The organism is Litoreibacter sp. GN1-5 (assembly GCF_055693805.1).
Genome location: NZ_JBVFUP010000001.1, coordinates 2,703,464 through 2,722,776 on the forward strand (window position 1 = coordinate 2,703,464; position 19,313 = coordinate 2,722,776).

The 19,313-nt window shown below is 49.6% G+C and carries 15 protein-coding genes and 2 pseudogenes; 11 read left to right on the forward strand and 6 right to left on the reverse strand.

What is annotated here, in order from left to right:
- Positions 1 to 47 precede the first annotated feature (47 nt).
- The gene (locus ACZ1HF_RS13515; RefSeq protein ID WP_472658001.1) at positions 48 to 911 is read left to right on the forward strand and encodes a ribokinase; all 864 of its coding nucleotides are present in this window, start codon (positions 48 to 50) and stop codon (positions 909 to 911) included.
- A 5-nt stretch (positions 912 to 916) separates the two neighbouring features.
- Here the strand turns inward: ACZ1HF_RS13515 and dnaJ are convergent, their stop codons facing one another.
- Positions 917 to 2,053, reverse strand: coding sequence for a molecular chaperone DnaJ (gene dnaJ, locus ACZ1HF_RS13520; RefSeq protein ID WP_472658002.1), 1,137 nt, complete (start codon positions 2,051 to 2,053; stop codon positions 917 to 919).
- Between the two features lie 76 nt (positions 2,054 to 2,129).
- Positions 2,130 to 4,061, reverse strand: coding sequence for a molecular chaperone DnaK (dnaK, locus tag ACZ1HF_RS13525; protein WP_472658003.1), 1,932 nt, complete (start codon positions 4,059 to 4,061; stop codon positions 2,130 to 2,132).
- A 186-nt stretch (positions 4,062 to 4,247) separates the two neighbouring features.
- Between dnaK and ACZ1HF_RS13530 the strand changes: the two genes are divergently transcribed.
- On the forward strand, positions 4,248 to 4,880 hold the full coding sequence (locus ACZ1HF_RS13530; protein ID WP_472658004.1) for an alpha-ketoglutarate-dependent dioxygenase AlkB family protein: 633 nt from the start codon (positions 4,248 to 4,250) through the stop codon (positions 4,878 to 4,880).
- Between the two features lie 3 nt (positions 4,881 to 4,883).
- On the opposite strand, the gene ACZ1HF_RS13535 is transcribed toward ACZ1HF_RS13530, so the two are convergent.
- A complete protein-coding gene (locus ACZ1HF_RS13535) occupies positions 4,884 to 5,705 on the reverse strand; it encodes an ABC transporter permease (RefSeq protein WP_472658005.1) in 822 nt (273 codons plus the stop codon).
- 183 nt (positions 5,706 to 5,888) lie between these two features.
- Between ACZ1HF_RS13535 and cysQ the strand changes: the two are divergent.
- The 5 genes and pseudogenes from cysQ (at position 5,889) to ACZ1HF_RS13560 (ending at position 10,556) form a co-directional block, all read left to right on the forward strand.
- A pseudogene (gene cysQ, locus ACZ1HF_RS13540) lies at positions 5,889 to 6,622 on the forward strand (3'(2'),5'-bisphosphate nucleotidase CysQ).
- Positions 6,622 to 7,419, forward strand: coding sequence for a 3-deoxy-manno-octulosonate cytidylyltransferase (kdsB, locus tag ACZ1HF_RS13545; protein WP_472658006.1), 798 nt, complete (start codon positions 6,622 to 6,624; stop codon positions 7,417 to 7,419). Before cysQ ends, kdsB begins: the two are co-directional and overlap by 1 nt.
- A 180-nt stretch (positions 7,420 to 7,599) precedes the next feature.
- Positions 7,600 to 8,493, forward strand: coding sequence for a UTP--glucose-1-phosphate uridylyltransferase GalU (galU, locus tag ACZ1HF_RS13550; RefSeq protein ID WP_472658007.1), 894 nt, complete (start codon positions 7,600 to 7,602; stop codon positions 8,491 to 8,493).
- A 14-nt stretch (positions 8,494 to 8,507) separates the two neighbouring features.
- A complete protein-coding gene (gene galE, locus ACZ1HF_RS13555) occupies positions 8,508 to 9,494 on the forward strand; it encodes a UDP-glucose 4-epimerase GalE (RefSeq protein WP_472658008.1) in 987 nt (328 codons plus the stop codon).
- Between the two features lie 76 nt (positions 9,495 to 9,570).
- Positions 9,571 to 10,556: pseudogene (locus ACZ1HF_RS13560) on the forward strand (glycosyltransferase family 2 protein).
- A 32-nt stretch (positions 10,557 to 10,588) separates the two neighbouring features.
- On the opposite strand, the gene ACZ1HF_RS13565 reads toward ACZ1HF_RS13560, so the two are convergent.
- The gene (locus ACZ1HF_RS13565; protein WP_472658009.1) at positions 10,589 to 11,620 is read right to left on the reverse strand and encodes an ACP S-malonyltransferase; all 1,032 of its coding nucleotides are present in this window, start codon (positions 11,618 to 11,620) and stop codon (positions 10,589 to 10,591) included.
- Positions 11,617 to 13,806: a dehydrogenase E1 component subunit alpha/beta gene (locus ACZ1HF_RS13570; RefSeq protein WP_472658010.1), complete on the reverse strand. Its 2,190-nt coding sequence runs from the start codon at positions 13,804 to 13,806 to the stop codon at positions 11,617 to 11,619. The genes ACZ1HF_RS13565 and ACZ1HF_RS13570 overlap by 4 nt, the downstream gene beginning before the upstream one ends.
- Here ACZ1HF_RS13570 and ACZ1HF_RS13575 point away from each other — a divergent pair.
- From ACZ1HF_RS13575 to ACZ1HF_RS13585, 3 genes are all read left to right on the forward strand, one after another.
- The gene (locus ACZ1HF_RS13575) at positions 13,783 to 14,046 is read left to right on the forward strand and encodes a hypothetical protein (protein WP_472658011.1); all 264 of its coding nucleotides are present in this window, start codon (positions 13,783 to 13,785) and stop codon (positions 14,044 to 14,046) included. The two genes, ACZ1HF_RS13570 and ACZ1HF_RS13575, sit on opposite strands and share 24 nt — an antisense overlap.
- 76 nt (positions 14,047 to 14,122) lie before the next feature.
- Entirely contained in the window at positions 14,123 to 17,467 is a 3,345-nt protein-coding gene (locus ACZ1HF_RS13580; RefSeq protein ID WP_472658012.1) for an adenylate/guanylate cyclase domain-containing protein, read from the forward strand.
- A 29-nt stretch (positions 17,468 to 17,496) separates the two neighbouring features.
- Complete coding sequence (locus ACZ1HF_RS13585) at positions 17,497 to 18,564, forward strand: hypothetical protein (protein WP_472658013.1); 1,068 nt, start codon at positions 17,497 to 17,499, stop codon at positions 18,562 to 18,564.
- Between the two features lie 23 nt (positions 18,565 to 18,587).
- On the opposite strand, the gene ACZ1HF_RS13590 is transcribed toward ACZ1HF_RS13585, so the two are convergent.
- A complete protein-coding gene (locus tag ACZ1HF_RS13590; RefSeq protein ID WP_472658014.1) occupies positions 18,588 to 18,800 on the reverse strand; it encodes an RNA-binding protein in 213 nt (70 codons plus the stop codon).
- A 109-nt stretch (positions 18,801 to 18,909) separates the two neighbouring features.
- Between ACZ1HF_RS13590 and ACZ1HF_RS13595 the strand changes: the two genes are divergently transcribed.
- The gene (locus ACZ1HF_RS13595; RefSeq protein WP_472658015.1) at positions 18,910 to 19,290 is read left to right on the forward strand and encodes a YkgJ family cysteine cluster protein; all 381 of its coding nucleotides are present in this window, start codon (positions 18,910 to 18,912) and stop codon (positions 19,288 to 19,290) included.
- Positions 19,291 to 19,313: the final 23 nt, after the last annotated feature.

The window sequence follows — 19,313 nt, forward strand, 5'->3', positions numbered from 1 at the left end:
GGTTGGCTCGAAGATCGATAAGAGATATGAAAACCAAAGAGGGCCGCATGACAATCTTCAATGTTGGATCAATCAATATTGATCATTTCTACTACCTTGATCACTTACCAAGGCCCGGTGAAACTCTATCTGCAAATCGCTACACGGTGGGTTTGGGCGGGAAGGGGGCAAACCAATCCGTTGCTGCGTGTTTAGCCGGATCAAATGTTGTTCATGTTGGTGCCATTGGTGGTGATGGTCTTTGGACGCAAGATCGACTGTCAGGATATGGAATTGATGTATCGAAAATCGCCCAGCTTTCGGATGCAACTGGACATGCAATCATAACAGTTGATGCGGCAGGTGAGAATTCGATCGTGTTGTATGGTGGGGCGAACTGGAAACTGACATCTGATCATATTGAAAAGTCACTAAGTCATGCTGTATCAGGTGACATCTTGCTGTTGCAGAATGAAACCAACCTAACGCCAAATACTGCAGAATTCGCAAAATCAAAAGGACTTCAGGTTTGGTACTCGGCTGCACCATTTGATGTAGCTGTAATTAACGAAGTGCTACCATTTGTCGATATGATTTTGATGAACGAAGGCGAAGCGGCGGAATTTATATCTGCCTTCAATAAGCCGCTAAAAGATATTCTGACCGACGTTCTCGTCACAAAGGGTGGCGAAGGCGCAGACTGGTATCGGAATGGGGAAATTCTACATATGCCAGCGTTTCCGGTTGATATTGTAGACACGACCGGCGCTGGCGATTGTTTTGCAGGGTATTTGGCATCGGGAATGGACCAAGGGTATTCTCGACAGGATGCAATGCAATTCGCTGCGATGGCGGCATCACTTAAGATTGCGCATGAAGGCACGTCTGATGCTATGCCGAAACGGCAAGATGTACTAAACCGCCTTGCTTGACGTACCTAGCTTTTCATTCCGTCCCAGAACCCTTTTACCTTCGAGAAAAATTTGGACAGTTGAGGATTGTTTTCCTCGCTCAGTTTTTCAAATTCACGCAGAAGCTCTTTTTGCTTACTGGTCAGGTTCACTGGGGTTTCAACCGCAAGCTCAATGAACATATCACCGGACCCGCCGCCGCGCAGAGATGGCATACCCTTATTACGCAATCGCATTTGTCGTCCGGATTGGCTGCCAGAAGGCACTTTTACCCGGCTGCGACCGCCATCAATTGTTGGCACTTCGACATCACCACCGATTGCAGCGGTCGTCATAGATACAGGCACCTGACAATATAGATCTATTCCATCGCGCTGGAATAGTTCATGCTGGCTGACCTCTATGAAAATATAGAGATCGCCGGATGGGCCACCGCGCATACCTGCTTCGCCTTCGCCCGCCAGTCTTATGCGTGTGCCAGTTTCAACGCCTGCCGGAATATTAACACTAAGCGAGCGATCTTTTTGCTCACGTCCGGCACCCCCGCAGGTGCGACAAGGATTCTTGATGATTTGCCCCATACCCGAACACGTTGGGCAAGTACGCTCGACCGTGAAGAAGCCTTGTTGCGCGCGCACCTTTCCCATACCTGAGCAAGTTGGACAGCTTTGCGGTTCAGTACCGCCTTCCGCACCACTTCCATTACAAGCGGAACATGCTACCGAGGTTGGCACAGAGATCGACTTTTGCAGCCCGTTAAAAGCGTCTTCCAAAGATACCCGCAAATTGTAGCGAAGATCAGAGCCACGGGTTGTACGTTGACCGCCACGTTGGCCGCCGCCGCCCATGAAGTCTCCGAATAAATCTTCGAAAACGTCTGAAAAGCTGCCCGCAAAATCGGCATTGCCGCCAGGACGGGGACCGCCACCCATGCCACCCTCGAAAGCGGCATGCCCATATCGATCATAGGCAGCTTTTTTGTTAGCGTCTTTCAGCACTTCGTAAGCCTCATTGGCTTCTTTGAATTGTGCTTCGGCATTAGGGTTGTCTGAATTACGATCTGGGTGAAGCTCTTTTGCTTTCTTGCGATATGCCTTCTTAAGCTCGTCCGCTGACGCGCCTTTGGAGACACCAAGAATATCGTAATAATCACGTTTTGCCATTAATCAGCCTCTCGCTGAAACGATAAGCCGGCCCCGTTAAACCGAGCCGGCCTATTGTGTTCAGTGCGCGCGAGGATTACGCGCGTTTGTCGTCATCCAAGTCTTCGAAATCAGCATCAACGATATCTTCATCAACACCGCGTGGCGCATCTTCGCCTTCGGGCTCTTCAGAAGGCTCGCTCGCTGCGGCCTCTTGATTGGCTTTGTAGATGGCCTCACCAAGTTTCATAGCGGCTTCTTCCATATTCTGGATACCAGATTTGATCTTCTCGGCTGATGCGTTTTCATCCTCCAGATCATCTTTCAAAGCTGCAATGGCAAGTTCGATGGCTTCAATCGTGGTTGGATCAACTTTATCGGAATGCTCCTTGATTTGCTTTTCAAAGTAATCTGTTTTGCTTTCCGCCATATTACGCGCTTCGACAAGTTCCCGACGCTCCTTATCGGCCTCGGCATTATCTTCAGCGTCACGCACCATTTGCTCGATATCTTCATCGCTGAGCCCACCGGAGGCTTGAATGGTGATCGCTTGCTCTTTGCCAGTGCCTTTGTCTTTCGCGCCGACTGACACGATACCGTTTGCATCAATATCAAAGGTCACTTCGATCTGAGGGAGTCCGCGGGGTGCGGGTGGGATCTCTTCCAGGTTGAACTGGCCAAGAATTTTATTGTCAGCGGCCATCTCACGTTCACCCTGAAACACGCGGATTGTCACGGCATTCTGGTTGTCTTCGGCAGTTGAGAATATCTGCGATTTCTTTGTCGGGATCGTCGTGTTGCGGTCAATCAACCGGGTAAACACCCCGCCCAAAGTTTCGATGCCCAGTGACAGCGGAGTGACATCAAGCAGAACAACGTCCTTGACGTCACCTTGCAGCACGCCAGCTTGTACGGCGGCACCCATTGCAACGACTTCGTCAGGGTTAACGCCTTTGTTCGGCTCTTTACCGAAGAATTTTGTGACTTCTTCGATAACCTTTGGCATCCGGGTCATACCACCGACAAGGACGATTTCGTCGATGTCGTTTGTGGAAAGCCCTGCATCCTTCAACGCAGCCTGACATGGTTTGATTGAGTTCTTGATCAGATCAGAAACAAGAGACTCGAGTTTTGCGCGTGTCAGCTTCATCACCATGTGAAGCGGCTGGCCACCATTCGGGTCCATCGAGATGAACGGCTGGTTAATTTCAGTCTGCTGACTTGAGGATAGCTCAATCTTTGCTTTTTCCGCAGCTTCCTTGAGACGCTGTAGCGCCATCTTGTCTTTGGTCAGATCGACGCCGTTTTCCTTTTTGAACTCGTCAGCGAGGTAGGACACGATCCGCATGTCGAAGTCTTCACCACCCAGAAAGGTATCACCATTCGTGGATTTCACTTCGAACAAGCCATCGTCGATTTCAAGGATCGTGATATCGAACGTACCGCCGCCAAGGTCATAAACAGCAATGGTCTTGGTTTCTTTCCTGTCGAGGCCATAAGCCAGCGCAGCCGCTGTCGGTTCGTTAATAATCCGCAGAACTTCGAGGCCCGCGATTTTACCGGCGTCTTTCGTTGCCTGACGTTGGGCGTCGTTGAAATAAGCTGGAACCGTGATGACAGCTTGTGTGACGTCTTCGCCAAGGTAGCTTTCAGCGGTTTCTTTCATCTTCTGCAGAATGAAAGCAGAGATTTGGGAAGGTGAGTACTTCTCACCGCCCGCTTCGACCCAAGCATCGCCATTTCCGCCATCGACCACTTCGAACGGCATGTTCTTCTTGTCTTTTGCAAGATCTTTATCGTCAAACCGGCGACCGATCAGACGTTTGACGGCGAAAACTGTATTGGAAGGGTTGGTCACAGCCTGACGTTTGGCTGCTTGTCCAACCAGACGTTCATTATCTGTGAACGCAACAATTGAGGGTGTCGTGCGCGCGCCTTCTGCATTTTCAATAACGCGCGGTTGCGATCCATCCATGATGGCAACGCAAGAGTTTGTCGTACCAAGGTCTATACCGATGACTTTAGCCATGTGCTCAGGTCCTTTCTTAGCGGCGATAATTTAGAAAACAGACCCACTACGGCGTCTGCCTTCCGATCCCAATTTGACCGGGGGATAGCCCCCATCGGATTTCGGAGGGTATATAAGGTTCACCTATAGGTGCTGCAAGGCGCTTAACCATGAGAATCTTGCGAAATGGATAGAAAAGAGCATTTGGTGCGAAATAATCTGGAAATCGAGCCCCATAAACCAACATTGGTGGTGCGGGGTTTTGAGATTTACGAAGGTTTTCTGCCCCGTGAATTACAGGCGAAGTTGGTCAGCGACCTTCGGAATGTGATTACTCAGGCGCCGATGTTTTCTCCTCAAACGCCTTATGGAAAGCCTATGTCTGTTCGTATGACATCTGCGGGTCGTTTGGGATGGTATTCGGACCGGTCCGGGTATCGATATATCAACCAGACCATTGATGGTCAGCCATGGCCGGAGATCCCTGACACTGTGCTTGAAATTTGGCGTAAAGTTTCAGGTGCTTTGCGTGATCCGGATTGTTGTTTGATCAATTATTACGATGGAGACGCAAAGATGGGGATGCATCAAGATAAGGACGAGGCGGATTTCAGATGGCCTGTTGTTTCGGTTTCGCTCGGAGATGACGCGCTTTTTCGGATTGGCAATGTGACCCGAGGCGGCAAGACTGAAAGCCTTTGGCTCAGATCAGGCGATGTTGTGGTTATGGGTGGACCCGCCAGGCTGACCTATCATGGCGTTGACAGGATAAATTTCGGATCTTCCATGTTGTTGCCCAAAGGAGGTCGTATTAATCTGACCCTGCGCGTGGCGTCATAAAACCTAACGTGTGGCGCTCCAGCTTATTGATGCGTGTTTGCGTGTATAGAATTCCCCCATAAGGCCTATCATGATCAGAATAACCGAGACGATTATTGGGTATTCGTAAGAGCTGAACCTCGGATTATAATTGATGAACGCAAACCCACGCGCCTGATCTATTGAATGGAACAGGGGGTTCCATGAGAAATACGCCAAAATGTATCCGGGCATCGTATTTGCGACAAACATTTTACCTGACGCAACCATGTTTGCACGGGTGTAAATTGAACTGGCAATCGTTGCGAAATCAGGCATCCAGGGTTTGATTGCAAGAAAGACCATTCCAACTGCTACCCCGGAAAACCAGGCAAGCAACAACATTGCGAAGCTTCCAACAGGATCATAAATCTCAACCGGTTCCCAAACGGCCTGATATATCCAAAGAACCAGAGCTGCTGACAAAATCTGCAAATACAAAGCTGAAAGAGCAGAAGAAGCGATAGCAATGGCTGTATTCATCGGGGCATGATTCATCATAGGCGATGTCGGACCCTCGGATCCAAACACAGCCCCGACCGCTTTCGTGTGTGTCAGGAACAAAAATATTCCGGACAAGAGGTATAGGATAAAATCACCCCTGATTGCGTTTCCGCGCAACCCAAGCACAGTGAACATAACATAGAATACAATCACCAGTATCAGGGTTTGAGCCACACTTATTGCCACTGCAAGGAATGGGTTCCTATGTCCCTTGCGAATATGGCGAACCGTACTGAAATATATCAACTCTGCCAAACCAACGGCAGTTTTCAGACTGTTTGATTTCTCATTTGTTCTAAACACGTGCCAATAATCCACGTTTTCGGGGGCTGCTTGCTATGAGACCTCAGAAAACTTGCTGTTCCGTTAGCAAATCAGCATAAGGGCTGAAAGCATTGCAATCAACGCCTCGAGGAACGCAGCTTGGATTATAGCCAGATAGAAGTTACTTTCCGCCGCCTTGCCCTGACTGCTGGGGATGCAATCATGGATATCTACACTTCTGATGATTTTGAAGTCCGATCAAAATCCGACGACAGCCCTGTCACTGCTGCGGACGAAGCAGCGGACGCGCTGATAGCGGAAGGTTTGCGTGAGGCATTTCCTGATATACTTGTTGTTACAGAAGAACAGGCTGCAACGCATAGTAAGACAGCCTCGAGCTTCATAATCGTGGACCCCCTTGATGGGACAAAGGAGTTCATTAAAAGACGCGGGGAATTTACCGTCAACATTGCCTATGTAAAGGATGGCGCCCCTTTGCGGGGGTTGTGTATGCTCCAGCAAAGCGCCGCATGTTTTATACCGATGCAAGTGGGCAGTCATTTGAAGAGCTTGGCGCGCTTGAACATGACAAGAAAGGTGCAACAAAAGCTATTTCAGTCTCTGATGCAGATAATTCTGCATTGGTCGTGGTGGCGTCAAAATCTCACCGGGATCAGGCGACAGATGATTATATCGCTAAATATGATGTGAAGGATATGACCAGCGCCGGATCATCATTGAAGTTTTGTCTTGTGGCGGCGGGAGAAGCCGACCTTTATCCACGACTTGGCCGGACTATGGAGTGGGACACGGCCGCTGGTCACGCAGTACTAAGAGGGGCCGGTGGCCATATTGTGCGGTTTGATGATCATACGCCTTTACTCTATGGAAAGCCTGATTTTGAAAATCCCTTTTTCATAGCCCATGCACCAAATGTGGTTCTGAAGCCTGCCTGATGAGTGTCGCAATTATCATACCCGCGCGCTTTGCATCCTCCAGATATCCTGGGAAACCTCTTGTGCACTTGAAGGGGGCCGATGGGACAAGCAAATCTTTGATCGAACGATCATGGCAAGCTGCCATGGCTGTCAAAGGAGTCGATCGTGTCGTGGTGGCGACAGATGATGATCGGATCAAATCAACGGCTGGCGGTTTTGGTGCAGAAGTCGTAATGACATCATCAGGCTGTCTGAATGGTACTGAGCGCTGTGCAGAAGCTGCTCAGATCATCGGGGATTACGATGTTATCGTAAATTTGCAGGGTGACGCCCCATTAACACCAGCGTGGTTTGTGGAAGATTTGATCGATGGTTTGACAGATGACAAAACCGTCAGCATCGCGACTCCGGTTTTGCAATGTGATGGGCGGGCGTTGAATGGCTTTCTGGAAGACAGGCGTGAGGGTCGGGTGGGCGGAACAACCGCTGTTTTCGACAGGAAAAATCATGCACTCTATTTCTCGAAAGAGGTTATTCCATTTACATCCACAACCTATGCAGACGATGAAATAACACCGGTTTTTCATCACGTTGGTGTTTACGCTTACAGACCATCCGCCTTGTTGGAATACTCACAATGGTCCGCTGGACCGTTGGAGACGTTAGAAGGTCTGGAACAGCTCAGGTTCATGGAAAACGGACACAAAGTTCTTTGTGTTCAAGTCGAAGCCCGCGGCCGTCAGTTCTGGGAACTTAACAACCCAGAGGATGTTGAACGGTTAGAGTCAATGATGGCTGAGATGGGCATTTCCTGACTTGGCATAGCTCCGCTTATTAATGCAGCGATATATGGCGCAAGAAGACCTCACTACTTGTGCCGGTACTTCTCGTTACAATAAAATGTTTAAAGTGATAGGTATTTAATAAGAATCTGGGTTCTTGTTAGAAATCAGTGTTTCACCATGGTGTCATAATAGCTGTAATCGAGGATTTGCATGAAACGTAAGGTAACAAAAGCGGTGTTTCCGGTAGCTGGCTTAGGTACGCGGTTTTTACCTGCGACCAAATCCATCCCGAAGGAAATCATGACTTTGGTGGATCGCCCCTTGATCCAGTATGCAATTGACGAGGCTCGCGCAGCTGGCATCAAAGAGTTCATATTTGTAACCTCACGCGGTAAGGGTGCGCTTGAAGATTACTTTGACCATGCGCCAGAGCTGGAAAATTCCCTTCGCAAGAAAAAGAAAACCGATCTTCTTGGTATTTTGAAGAATACCAATATGGATAGTGGCGCTATTGCCTATATCAGACAACACAAAGCGCTGGGCCTCGGGCACGCGGTTTGGTGCGCGAGACGGCTGATTGCGAATGAGCCATTTGCGGTCATTCTGCCCGATGACGTGATCGCAGCTGAAAAGCCCTGTCTTCAGCAAATGGTAGAAGCCCATGCTGAAACAGGCGGATGTATGGTTGCTGCTATGGAAGTAGCGCCTGAAAAAGCGTCAGCTTACGGTGTTTTGGATGTAAAAGAAGATATGGGTGCGATGGTGTCGGTCAATGGCATGGTAGAAAAACCCACTGCCGAGAAGGCTCCATCCAACCTTGCTGTTATTGGTCGCTATATCCTGACCCCGAAAGTGCTGAACAACCTCACCCAGATCAAACGTGGGGCCGGCGGCGAAATTCAGCTGACGGATGCGATTGCAAAAGAAATCGACGAAGGTCGCGATGTATTCGGCTATCGCTTCCGGGGTCAACGCTTTGATTGCGGTTCCAAGGCGGGTTATCTTCAAGCTACTGTTGCTTTCGGCTTGGCACGTGAAGAACTTGGCGCAGAATTTGCCCAATACCTTGATGAGATGGCAGCTGTTCGCAAAGCAGCACAATAATAAAGAGGCCATCCATGACATCTAATGTTCTTGTTACGGGTGGTGCCGGATATATCGGGTCTCATGCCTGCAAAGCTCTGTCAAAGGCAGGCTTTACACCGATCACGTTTGATAATCTGTCCACCGGCTGGGCAGATTCTGTTAAGTTCGGCCCTTTGGAACAAGGCGATCTATTGGACCTGACACGCCTGCAAGAGGTATTCCAGAAATACAAACCTATTGCCGTCATGCATTTTGCTGCACTTAGCCAGGTGGGTGAGTCTATGTTGGACCCAGGTATTTACTGGCGAAATAATGTTTGCGGATCGCTTAACTTGATCGAAGCAGCCGTTGCCTCAGACTGTATGCGTTTTGTTTTCTCATCAACATGTGCGACATATGGGGAACAAGATGGTGTGACGCTGACAGAAGATAGCGCACAACATCCGATTAATGCTTATGGCGCGTCGAAACGTGCCATTGAAGATATGTTGAAAAGCTTTGCCCAAAGCCATGGGCTGAAAAGCGTTATATTCCGCTATTTTAATGTTGCTGGTGCGGACCCGGATGGTGAGGTCGGCGAGTGTCACCAACCTGAAACCCATCTTATCCCTCTGATGCTGGATGCTATTGATGGGAAAAGGGACGCTCTGACGATCTATGGCACAGACTATGACACGCCCGACGGGACCTGCATACGTGACTATGTCCACGTCATGGACCTTGTGGATGCGCATGTTCAGGGATTGTCATGGCTGCTTGAGGGTAAGGAAAGCACAGTATTTAACTTGGGCACTGGGACTGGCTTTTCTGTCAGAGAAGTTATTGATCACAGTAGCGCTGTGACAAACAAGGCCGTTCCAATTGTCGAAGGGGTGCGCCGATCCGGGGATTGTACAAGACTTGTGTCCGGTAGCCAGCTTGCTCGAAGCAAACTGGGATGGACCCCAAAACGCTCTACTTTACAGGCGATGATAACAGATGCTTGGCGATGGCATCAGACAGGACACTACGATAAATAGGCCCGCGACAACAGAACCAGACACAAGGGTCGGATTGGGAATGAGGGTCGGGCAACAGCTTTGGGCAGCATATCGAATGCGTCTGAAGCGACGCCGACTATTGTACAGATCCTTTCGGAAGCGCGGTCAATTGAAGACTTGTGTGAACCGGACGGCTCAAATTGAGCCAGATGACATTCTTGTGGCCTCTACTGTTCGCAACGAAGCACTCAGGCTGCCATTTTTCCTGAACCATTATCGTCAGTTGGGTGTGAATCATTTCTTGTTTGTCGATAATGATAGTGATGATGGCACACGGGAGTATCTGATCACGCAGCCTGACGTCTCACTTTGGATGACAAAAGACAGCTATAAACTATCAAGATTTGGTGTTGATTGGCTCACACGGCTTCAGATGATTTATGCGCATGGTCACTGGTGCCTGACATTGGATGCGGATGAGGTTTTTATCTATCCCTACTGGGATACGCGCCCGCTCAAAGCATTGACTGAATGGTTGGACAAATCATCAATCCGATCCTTCGGGGCGATGATGCTGGATATGTATCCCAAAGGCCCAATCAGCGCATCGCAATATGAACCGGGACAAGATCCGCTTGAGGTATTATCTTGGTTCGATAGCGGGAATTATACAATCAGGCGTCACCGCGATCTAAACAGCCTTTGGATACAAGGCGGTGTGCGTGCCCGAAGATTTTTGCAGACCAACCCAAACGCTCTCCGACGTTGAGCAAGACACCTTTGGTCAAATGGCATCGCAGATATGCATATGTCAGCTCTACCCACTCTTTACTACCGCCTGCTTTGAATAAGGTTTACGGTGAAAATGGCGGGGAGAGCACAACAGGCGTTCTGCTGCATACAAAGTTTTTGCCTGAAGTCGCTGCGAAGTCTCAAATAGAATTGCAACGAAAGCAGCACTTCGCAAATAGCGAATTATATGAAAGCTATTACACTGAGCTCATGGAAAGCCCTGACTTATGGTGTGATAGGTCAATAAAATATATAAGCTGGCGGCAGCTTGAAGCGCTGGGCTTGATGTCCAAAGGGTCTTGGCCCTGATTGTATTCTTCGAATTAAACCAAAACACTTTACTAAACCGCAAGCCCTCGCTGATCATCTCGTCCCATTGCGATCAATATAGGATCATCTGCCTGACGCGTCTGAAAGGCTTCTTTGCTGTCTATGCCTTGCCAGTTGATGGCAATCAGGGATTGCGCAATTGCGCCACCAAGCGTTGTGCCAGGCCCCGTGACGATGAAGACATCTGGTGCAAAACTACGGGCAGCGACCTGAACCGCCATTTTGAAATCGTAAGTCCCAACCACTTGCTGGCCAAGCGTGTAGTCTCGTAAAGCTGCAAGGTTGCTGGATTTCGGATACCAGATTGCGCCGCGTCCATCGATCAGTGGCTTTGCCGGATCCTGAAATAGCGCCAACCCTAAACGGATGCGCCCCATTTCGGCAACGTGTGCTTGAAGATCTGTGTGGAAGGCCGCGTGATTGGGCAGGCGCATCGGATAACGGCCCAACTTTGGCTCTATGCTAGCTTCAAATGCGCTAAGCCCAGCTTCATTTCCCGCAACCACCAGCATACCGCCCAGATGGATCGAAACATGGAGGATATGATCGGGTTTCGCATTTACCTCGCTTACATAGCTAAGTAATCGGTCGCGCAGACCGGATATCTCGGACCAGTTTTCGTCTACAAAAGGGTAAAGCGTTTGTCCGCCAATCATGCTGTCTTGCATGAGTGTGCCCATTGTATTGACGACCTCAAAGCCGTCCATATGACTGACAGCGCCTGCAACCGCTAGTGCGGTATACCACCCCATGGAGTTTCCGGTCACTGCAAGAATGTTGTAGTTATCAATAATCTTTTTGGCGTCTAAATATGAGGAAGCATAAATAAGTGGTGAAGCATTATCACCGCGCGTGTAGCGCGCAGCAGAGAACTGGGGTGCCGCATCCAGTTGTGATATTGGATCCTGGTCTTGCGCGCGCCGAAAAGTATCGAACTCTTCTAAAACCTTAGCCTGATCAGCGTGGTAGCGGCGCAGATAACCCAGCTCGGGTTTGTTATATGTCCCCCGACCGGGGCAAATCACAACCGCAGTTTTTTTCATGTCTTGCGCTCGCAAAGCTCTGCAGCAGCACTAACGATACCATCGGCTGAAGGCAAGGACGCAGCATAAGCGGGACCGGTGGCGATAAAGCAGTCTTCAGCCGTCACACGGGCGACCCTTTTACGTCCGGCTTCGGTAAATAGCGCCATCAAAGCTTCGGACTGGCTACCGGTGCGGCGACATTCATCAACGATTAGTATTGCTGAACAATCTTTGGTTTGATCAAGTAGTGCTTCGACTGGCAAAGGTGCGATCCAGCGCATATCGATCACGCGTGCATTGATCTCATGAGCAGCTAACCTTTTGACTGCTTGTTGCGATAGATATGTGCCGTTGCCATAGGTGACGATAGCAAGATCAGTGCCGTTGCCATGTACGCCGACCTCGCCCAGAGAAATGTGTTGATCAGGCGTAGGGTAGAGTCTCATCCATGACTTGTCGCCGTCCTCGTGCAGATCGCGCATTGGATAGAGCGCGATAGGTTCAAGGAATACCACAACGCGCTGTTCTTCGCGGGCCAAATGTACCGACTCACGGAGCATCATCGCTGCATCTGCCCCGTTGGACGGGCAGGCAATGATAATGCCTGGAATATCCCTCAGAACAGCGAGGCTATTGTCATTATGGAAGTGCCCGCCAAATCCTTTCTGATAGCCCAGACCAGCAATCCGAAGTACCATTGGGTTCGTATATTGCCCGTTCGAGAAAAAGCTTAGTGTTGCTGCTTCACCGCGTAACTGATCCTCTGCATTGTGCAGGTAGGCAAGAAACTGAATCTCTGGAATTGGAAGAAATCCGTTATGACTTAATCCGATGGCGAGCCCGAGAATGGATTGCTCATCCAGAAGCGTGTCAATCACCCGGTCGGGACCAAATCTGGCCTGCAATTTCTGGGTAACACCATAAACACCACCTTTTCGGCCAACATCTTCACCGGCCAGAACGACTTCACGATGCTCAAGCATCAGATCCGTCAAAGCCCAGCCAATCAACTTGTTCATGGGTTGCGGCTCGGACATGGCGCGAAGATCGGCACCAAACGCGGCAGTTCGATCTGCTTCCGATGGACCATTGGTTGGTTGGTTTTTGCGCGGGGGTGGCACCAGACTGGCTGCCACATCGGTATATCGTTTCAGCTTTGGCCGTCGAACAACCTGTGCTGCAATACGGCTGCAAAGTTCGCCGGTTGCGGTGTAAATCTCCAACGCCTCAGAAGGCGAACATGCCCCGGCTTCGGATAAAATCCGCACAGAATGTAGCAAAGGGTCATTACCTTCATCCGCCTCAATCGCGTCTTTGTTCCGGTAGCTGGCCTCAACGTCTGAACCGGCATGACCATAGAGACGAACGGTACGCATATGCAGAAAGGCAGGTTTCCTGTGGCGGCGAACGTATTCCGCAGTTTGCTCAGTGACCTGCAAAGTCTGAACCATATCAAGCCCGTCACAGGCGAAATACTTTAGCCCAGCGCGGTTGGCAAAATTTGCGGCGATCCAACCTTGGGGGGTTGGTGTAGAAATACCTATTCCATTGTCTTCGCATACAAAAAGAAGAGGCAGAGGGACCGATTGAAAACTTGTCCAGCAGGCGGCGTTGACTGCACCCTGGGCCGTCGAATGATTTGAAGATGCATCACCAAATGAACATAGTATAATCGCGTCATCTGGCAAGCATTTGTGTTCTGGTGAAGTGCGACGCGCCATTCCTATGGAATAGGCTGCTCCGACTGCTTTTGGCAGGTGGCTGGCAATGGTTGAGGTCTGCGGCGGAATGTTCAAGCTCTTTGATCCGAGCACTTTATGCCGTCCACCTGAAATCGGATCTTCCGATGAGGCGGCAAAACTTAATAAAATGTCCCATGCGGGTGTTTGTCCGGGCACTTGCGCTGCACGGCTGATTTGAAATGCTGCATCACGATAATGCAGAAAAGCCATGTCGGTGACGCGCAACGCATCAGCGACTGCTGCCATACCCTCATGACCACTGGAGCCGATTGTATAATATCCCTGACCTTCTTTTTGCATTGCCCGGCTTGTTCGGTCTAACTGGCGTGACAGACATTGAGACCGAAACAGGCTGACCAGCTTTTCCGCTGGAACATTGGCATTAAATCTGTTGCCAGGTGGGAAATCATGTCCACTAACTCGGTCTAAGAAGTTTTCATGCACAACGGCGGCGCGATCCATAAAGTGATGATCCTAGAAAAAGCCACAACTGGCGGTGATCGTCCGATTCGGGACTTGCGCAGGAAAGGTATGGGTTATTTCAGTTTGCATGTCCGTCAATTTCTTCTTGAAAAGTTACCTTTGTGCAAGTGCTTTGCCAAAATATTGGGCGAATGGTTTGATGGGTTTCTGAACACTGGTTTTGAGGTTTTATCGATAAAATCGCTCCATGGGGGAGACCGCGCGATATTGGCCTGCTAAAGATGTGTTGGGGATATAATTTAGCATCTTGATATGCGGGCAAAATGGTAAACGCTCATTACTTTGACATTAACTCATGAAAGACCTTTTTCATTGGCTGCAAAAAGGTCGGCTTGAAGAATATGCGCAAGCGTTCAAGGATGCTGCAATAGGGTTAGATATAGTCGGTGAGCTGACTGAAAAAGACCTACAACAAATTGGCCTTCCGATCGGTGACCGCAAACGATTCCTCCGATTGCTTGAAACGCATCCGCCCGGTGCAACTTCAGAAGACTACAAAGGTGCGAATACGCCTCTGACTTCTGGAAACGCACCTATGGCAGAGCGTCGTCAAATGAGCGTTCTATTCTGCGATCTGGTCGGTTGGACCGCGCTATCAGCGCAGCATGATCCTGAAGATCTGAGCAAAACACTTGCGGCATGCAGATCTGCATGGGCCAGGGCAATAGATCGTTATGATGGTTTTATCGCCCAGCATCTGGGCGATGGACTCATGGCTTACTTCGGCCACCCTCAGGCTCATGAGGATGATGCCGAACGTGCGATATTGGCTGGGCTCGAAATTGTCTCTGTGATTGAGCATCTGCAAAAAAGCGCAAAGCACGAAATTGATCAGAACCTATTCGTGCGTGTTGGTATTGCAACGGGCAAAGTGCTGGTAGGTGAGGTCGCTCATGGCACGCCAAATGAAGTCAGCGTTCTGGGCTATACACCGAATTTTGCGGCCCGCTTGCAGGGTCTGGCTGAGCCGAACACCGTTGTCGTCAGCGCGACAACTGAAACTCTTGCACGTCGCCGCTTCCACTTCGAAGCAAGAGACGGGGTCGATATCAAAGGTGTAAGCGGTAAGAGCCGTATCTACAAAGTTATCCGCCGTATCCACAGCGAGGAAGAGCTCGCTCATCATGATGGTAACGAGAATTTGCCTCTGGTTGGTCGAGTTCATGAGCTTGGCCTGCTGGAAGATCGTTGGCACTCTGCCCAAGAGGGCGAAGGTCAGGTCGTTATCCTGTCTGGGGAAGCTGGCATTGGAAAGTCGCGCACGGCAGAGGCGCTATTTCAACGGGTCAATGGCTTTGGTGTTGTTCGAAACCGGCTTAACTGCTCTTCCTATTATACGAACAGTACCCTGCACCCTATTGTTGAGTTTCTGTCAGCAAAGGCCAACATCAATACATCTGACACACCAGAAGCCAAAACCAAGAAACTGATCCGTTTTCTTGCGACCCATGGTGTAACCGATGATACCGAGCAAACCCTTTTCGCTGAGCTTTTGCTCATTCAGGGTGGCTCGGAAAAACTGACGACAATGTCCTCTGAACGCCAGAAAGAGGAAACTTTGCGCAGCATCATACGTTTATTACTGCACGCTGCGGCGTCGCGCCCGACCCTGATCGTGTTCGAGGACGTGCATTGGGCTGATCCTACATCTTTGGAACTGTTGGACGCACTTGCCGAGCAGATACAGGACCTGCGTGTAATGCTGATCATTACGGTACGGGATGATACTGCGTTGCGTGTGAAAAAATTTACCCACGCCACCTCTCTGCAACTTAACAGACTAACGCGCAGTCTGGCGGTTGAAATTGTCCGGAATGTCTCGAAAGATATTCATCTAGATCAGGACATGATCGACCAAATCCTGAGCAAATCCGACGGTATTCCACTTTTTCTGGAAGAAATGACCAAAACCATAAAGGGTAACATTCACCGTCAGACAGGAGATGAACCCGCAGTCGGAAAGCAGCTTGAAGATCACATGGCAATTCCAGCGACACTCTACGATCTGCTGATGTCGAGGCTTGATGACTATCCCAAGGTTAAGGAAGCCGCAGGATGTGCATCTGCAATCGGGCGTGAATTTTCAGAACAACTTCTGTCCGAAGTTCTTGGCCTTGATAAGGTGGAGACCCGCCGCAGGCTGGCGCGCCTGGTCGAAACCGGGCTTGTTTTTCGCAGTACGCGTCGCAAAAAATCCAGTTTCATCTTCAAGCATGCCCTTGTTCAGGACGCTGCATACGACAGTATGATGAAGAGCACTCGGAAGGACCTTCACGGTCGTATTGCGGATACGTTGGAAACCACATTCCCAATAATGGCTGACCAGTCGCCTGAAATCGTTGCCCAGCATTTCCAGCTCGCCGATGAGGAAGACAAGGCACTACAGTATTGGGAAAAGGCCGGGCTTAAGGCAATGGAACATTCCGCAACAAAGGAAGCAATTGCCCATTTGACACGTGCAATCAACCTATTGGATGGGAAAGATGCGACAGATGATGACCTAAAACGCCAAATATCGCTTTTGACAATGTACGGAGCCGCATTAACCAGTGTGAAGGGCTACACATCGTCTGAGACAGTAGAAGCGTATGAGCGTGCATGGGCGCTTGCTGAAAAGCTTGATGATTCCTCCCATTTTCAGGAAATTGTCTACGGGATGTGGAATTCGGCTCAGGTTGGGTCAGACTATGAGCGCGCGCAATCATTGGCCAGTTTGTGTCTTAGCCATGCTGAAAAACGACAGGATACTGTATCGCTTCTTATCGCGCATAATCTCAACGGCGTAACAGCTGTTTTGCGTGGGGAACATGTGATAGCCGGCGAGCATTTGACCAAATCGGTCGCGCTTTACGATCCGATCCGTTACAGATCTCTTGCTTTGACCACCGGTGAAGATCCGGGCGTGGAAAGCTTGTCTTATCTTGCCCTTAACCGATGGTATCTGGGCGATCCGGCCGATGCATTGGAATATGCGGACCGTTCAATCACGCTCGCGCGAGAAATAGCGTACAAGCATTCTTTGATTTATTCCCTATCAATGACGGGAGCTCTTCAACACTTTTTGAAAAAGCCAGAGGAGTTGATCATCACTGCGGATGAAATCATCAAGCTTTCCAAAGAACAGGATTACCCGTTTTTCCTGGAATGGGGTCAGAACCTGAAAGGCTGGGCATTAGTTGAAACCGGGGCTCTCGATGACGGTGTTGCCTTGATGGATAATGGTTGGAAGCAAGGTTTCACCACGATGCTTTTTGCAAAGGTCTGCCTGAAAACTGACTCTGCTGAAACTGGTCTTGCCCTTATTGACGAACTGATCGAGACGCAACCTTGCTACTCTGCCGAGGCGCGACGGGTAAAGGGTGAGCTGTTTCTTTTGCGTTCGCCTGACTTGCGGGATCAAGCCGAACAGTGTTTTCGGGATGCCCTGAATGTTGCGAAGAGGCAGAGCGCCAACTCTTTGTACCTCAAGGCCGCAATCAGCTTGGCGAGATCCCAGCGCGAGGCCGAGACATGGCATGATGCTTCTGATGTCTTGATCGAGGCGATCAACGGGATAAAAAGCAATTACATTTCTCCCGACTTAACCGAAGCAAATGCCCTACTGGCATCTAATACGAAGCTGAAGTCCAACGGTTGCTGATGACAAGGCCCTGCAATCAAACAGATACTTTGCGCGTTATATCGGATCTTGCCCGTTCTGACCGCACGCTACGTCTGTCAGACACAGCCGGCTTTCTTGCGAAGGAACTGCGTCCCCGTCCTTATGATCAAGATACGCTTTTTGCAGATATGGCAACACAGACCTCTGCGCTTTTCACTGATTTTCCCACACCACTACGTGCTGACATGACAGTCGATACCTTTGTCGATTTCCTAAGTAATAGTACGGCACGGGACCGCTATAAGATCAGATTTGGTGATAATGACACCGTGCAGAATCTTACCCTTCGGGAGCTTATGCTGCGCTGGCGCGCATCACGAACAGTTCTGGGTATTTCTGACCTGCCTGTGCGCGGCGGCGAACTTGCAACCGTCTTTGATGAGAATTTCCTAAGTTTTTGCAATCTGATGCAGCTTAGTACACCGCTGATACGCCGATTGGAGATGCTAACTGCAGTGATCACCAAAGCAGGAAAGCTGACAGATTCGCACTCTGATGATCTCGCCGTCTGCAACCATTGCGTTCTGGGTCAAAAACTCTGGTTTGCTTGGGATACGCTCGAGGGCTTGCAAGCCGGTCTTGAAGATGTGGAACGGGTCACTGTCAGGGGTCGCGCAGATTTTTCGATCGACCGTTTCTCATCTCTGAAAACAGCGCACTGGTTTTTTGTTGGCCCAGGTGAGACGGTTTTCCTGCCCGGAAGATACACACATCGGGTCTATACGCTTGAAGATTACATAGGTGTCGGAAGCTTCTATGTGACCTTGCCAAATATCCTGCATACTGCTTCGCGCTGGCTTATGCATGGCTCAATATGGGATTCAGGCAATGGCCAGAGTATAGCACGCCCTGTTGATGACATCTTGAATGCGGGGTTGGACAAACTTCGCATGCTTGAAACAAGCTCAGACGAGGAACGCAATAGATGGGGTTGCCGACAATTGCCTAGAGCCGTTCAGCATTGGAGAGATGAGTTCAGTTCTGATACAGCGCAGTTGCAAGAACCCTTGAAGGCTATAGGCGAGCTGCTTGCAGACATTATCCGCATTGACGATTCCTACAATAAACCTGTTTAGCCAGTTACAATCTGACTAATTTCTTATTTGTGAGGGTTCTTCTTCGTGGTTGTTCCATCACCGCCACCACGTTTTTGCCTGATGTCTTTCAGACAGGTCAGGGCGGTATTTACATCCTCAATCTGGGCAAGCGCGCTTTTTTGCGTCCGCAGCAGAATGTCTTCAATTTTTCCAAGCTGCGCTTCTGAAAGCTCATTCAGATCGGTTTCCAGAACGAATATTGTAAGATCACTCATTGCTATCTCCCCTTTTGTTTCTAACTTTGACAAGGCGTGCTGCTCAGGTCAAGCTGCATCAGATCATTACTGAATCCAGCGGAAGATAATTTCTGAAAGGTGATTGAACTTGGACACAAAGCAATTTGACTGCGCAAAATGCCCAGGCTTCTGTTGTTCCTACGATGTTATCAAACTGACGGAGAATGATATTGAGCGTATTTCGCTACATCTTGATATATCTACGGAAGATTGCATTACGCGCTACACGAAATACGGCAGTTTCCATGGCGAAAGCCGGTACCCCACAATGATGAAGCACAAGCACGACAGGTATTTCGGTACTATTTGCACTTTCTTTGATGAGAGCAGGCGGCATTGCAAAATCTATGATGTACGTCCTGAGACGTGCAGAGCCTATCCAGGCGGTACAACCTGTGGGTACTATGATTTTCTGACATTTGAGCGAAAGCTACAGGGTAATGAAGACCACGTCGCTGTTACTGGTTAAGTGTACTACATTGCTTTATGTTT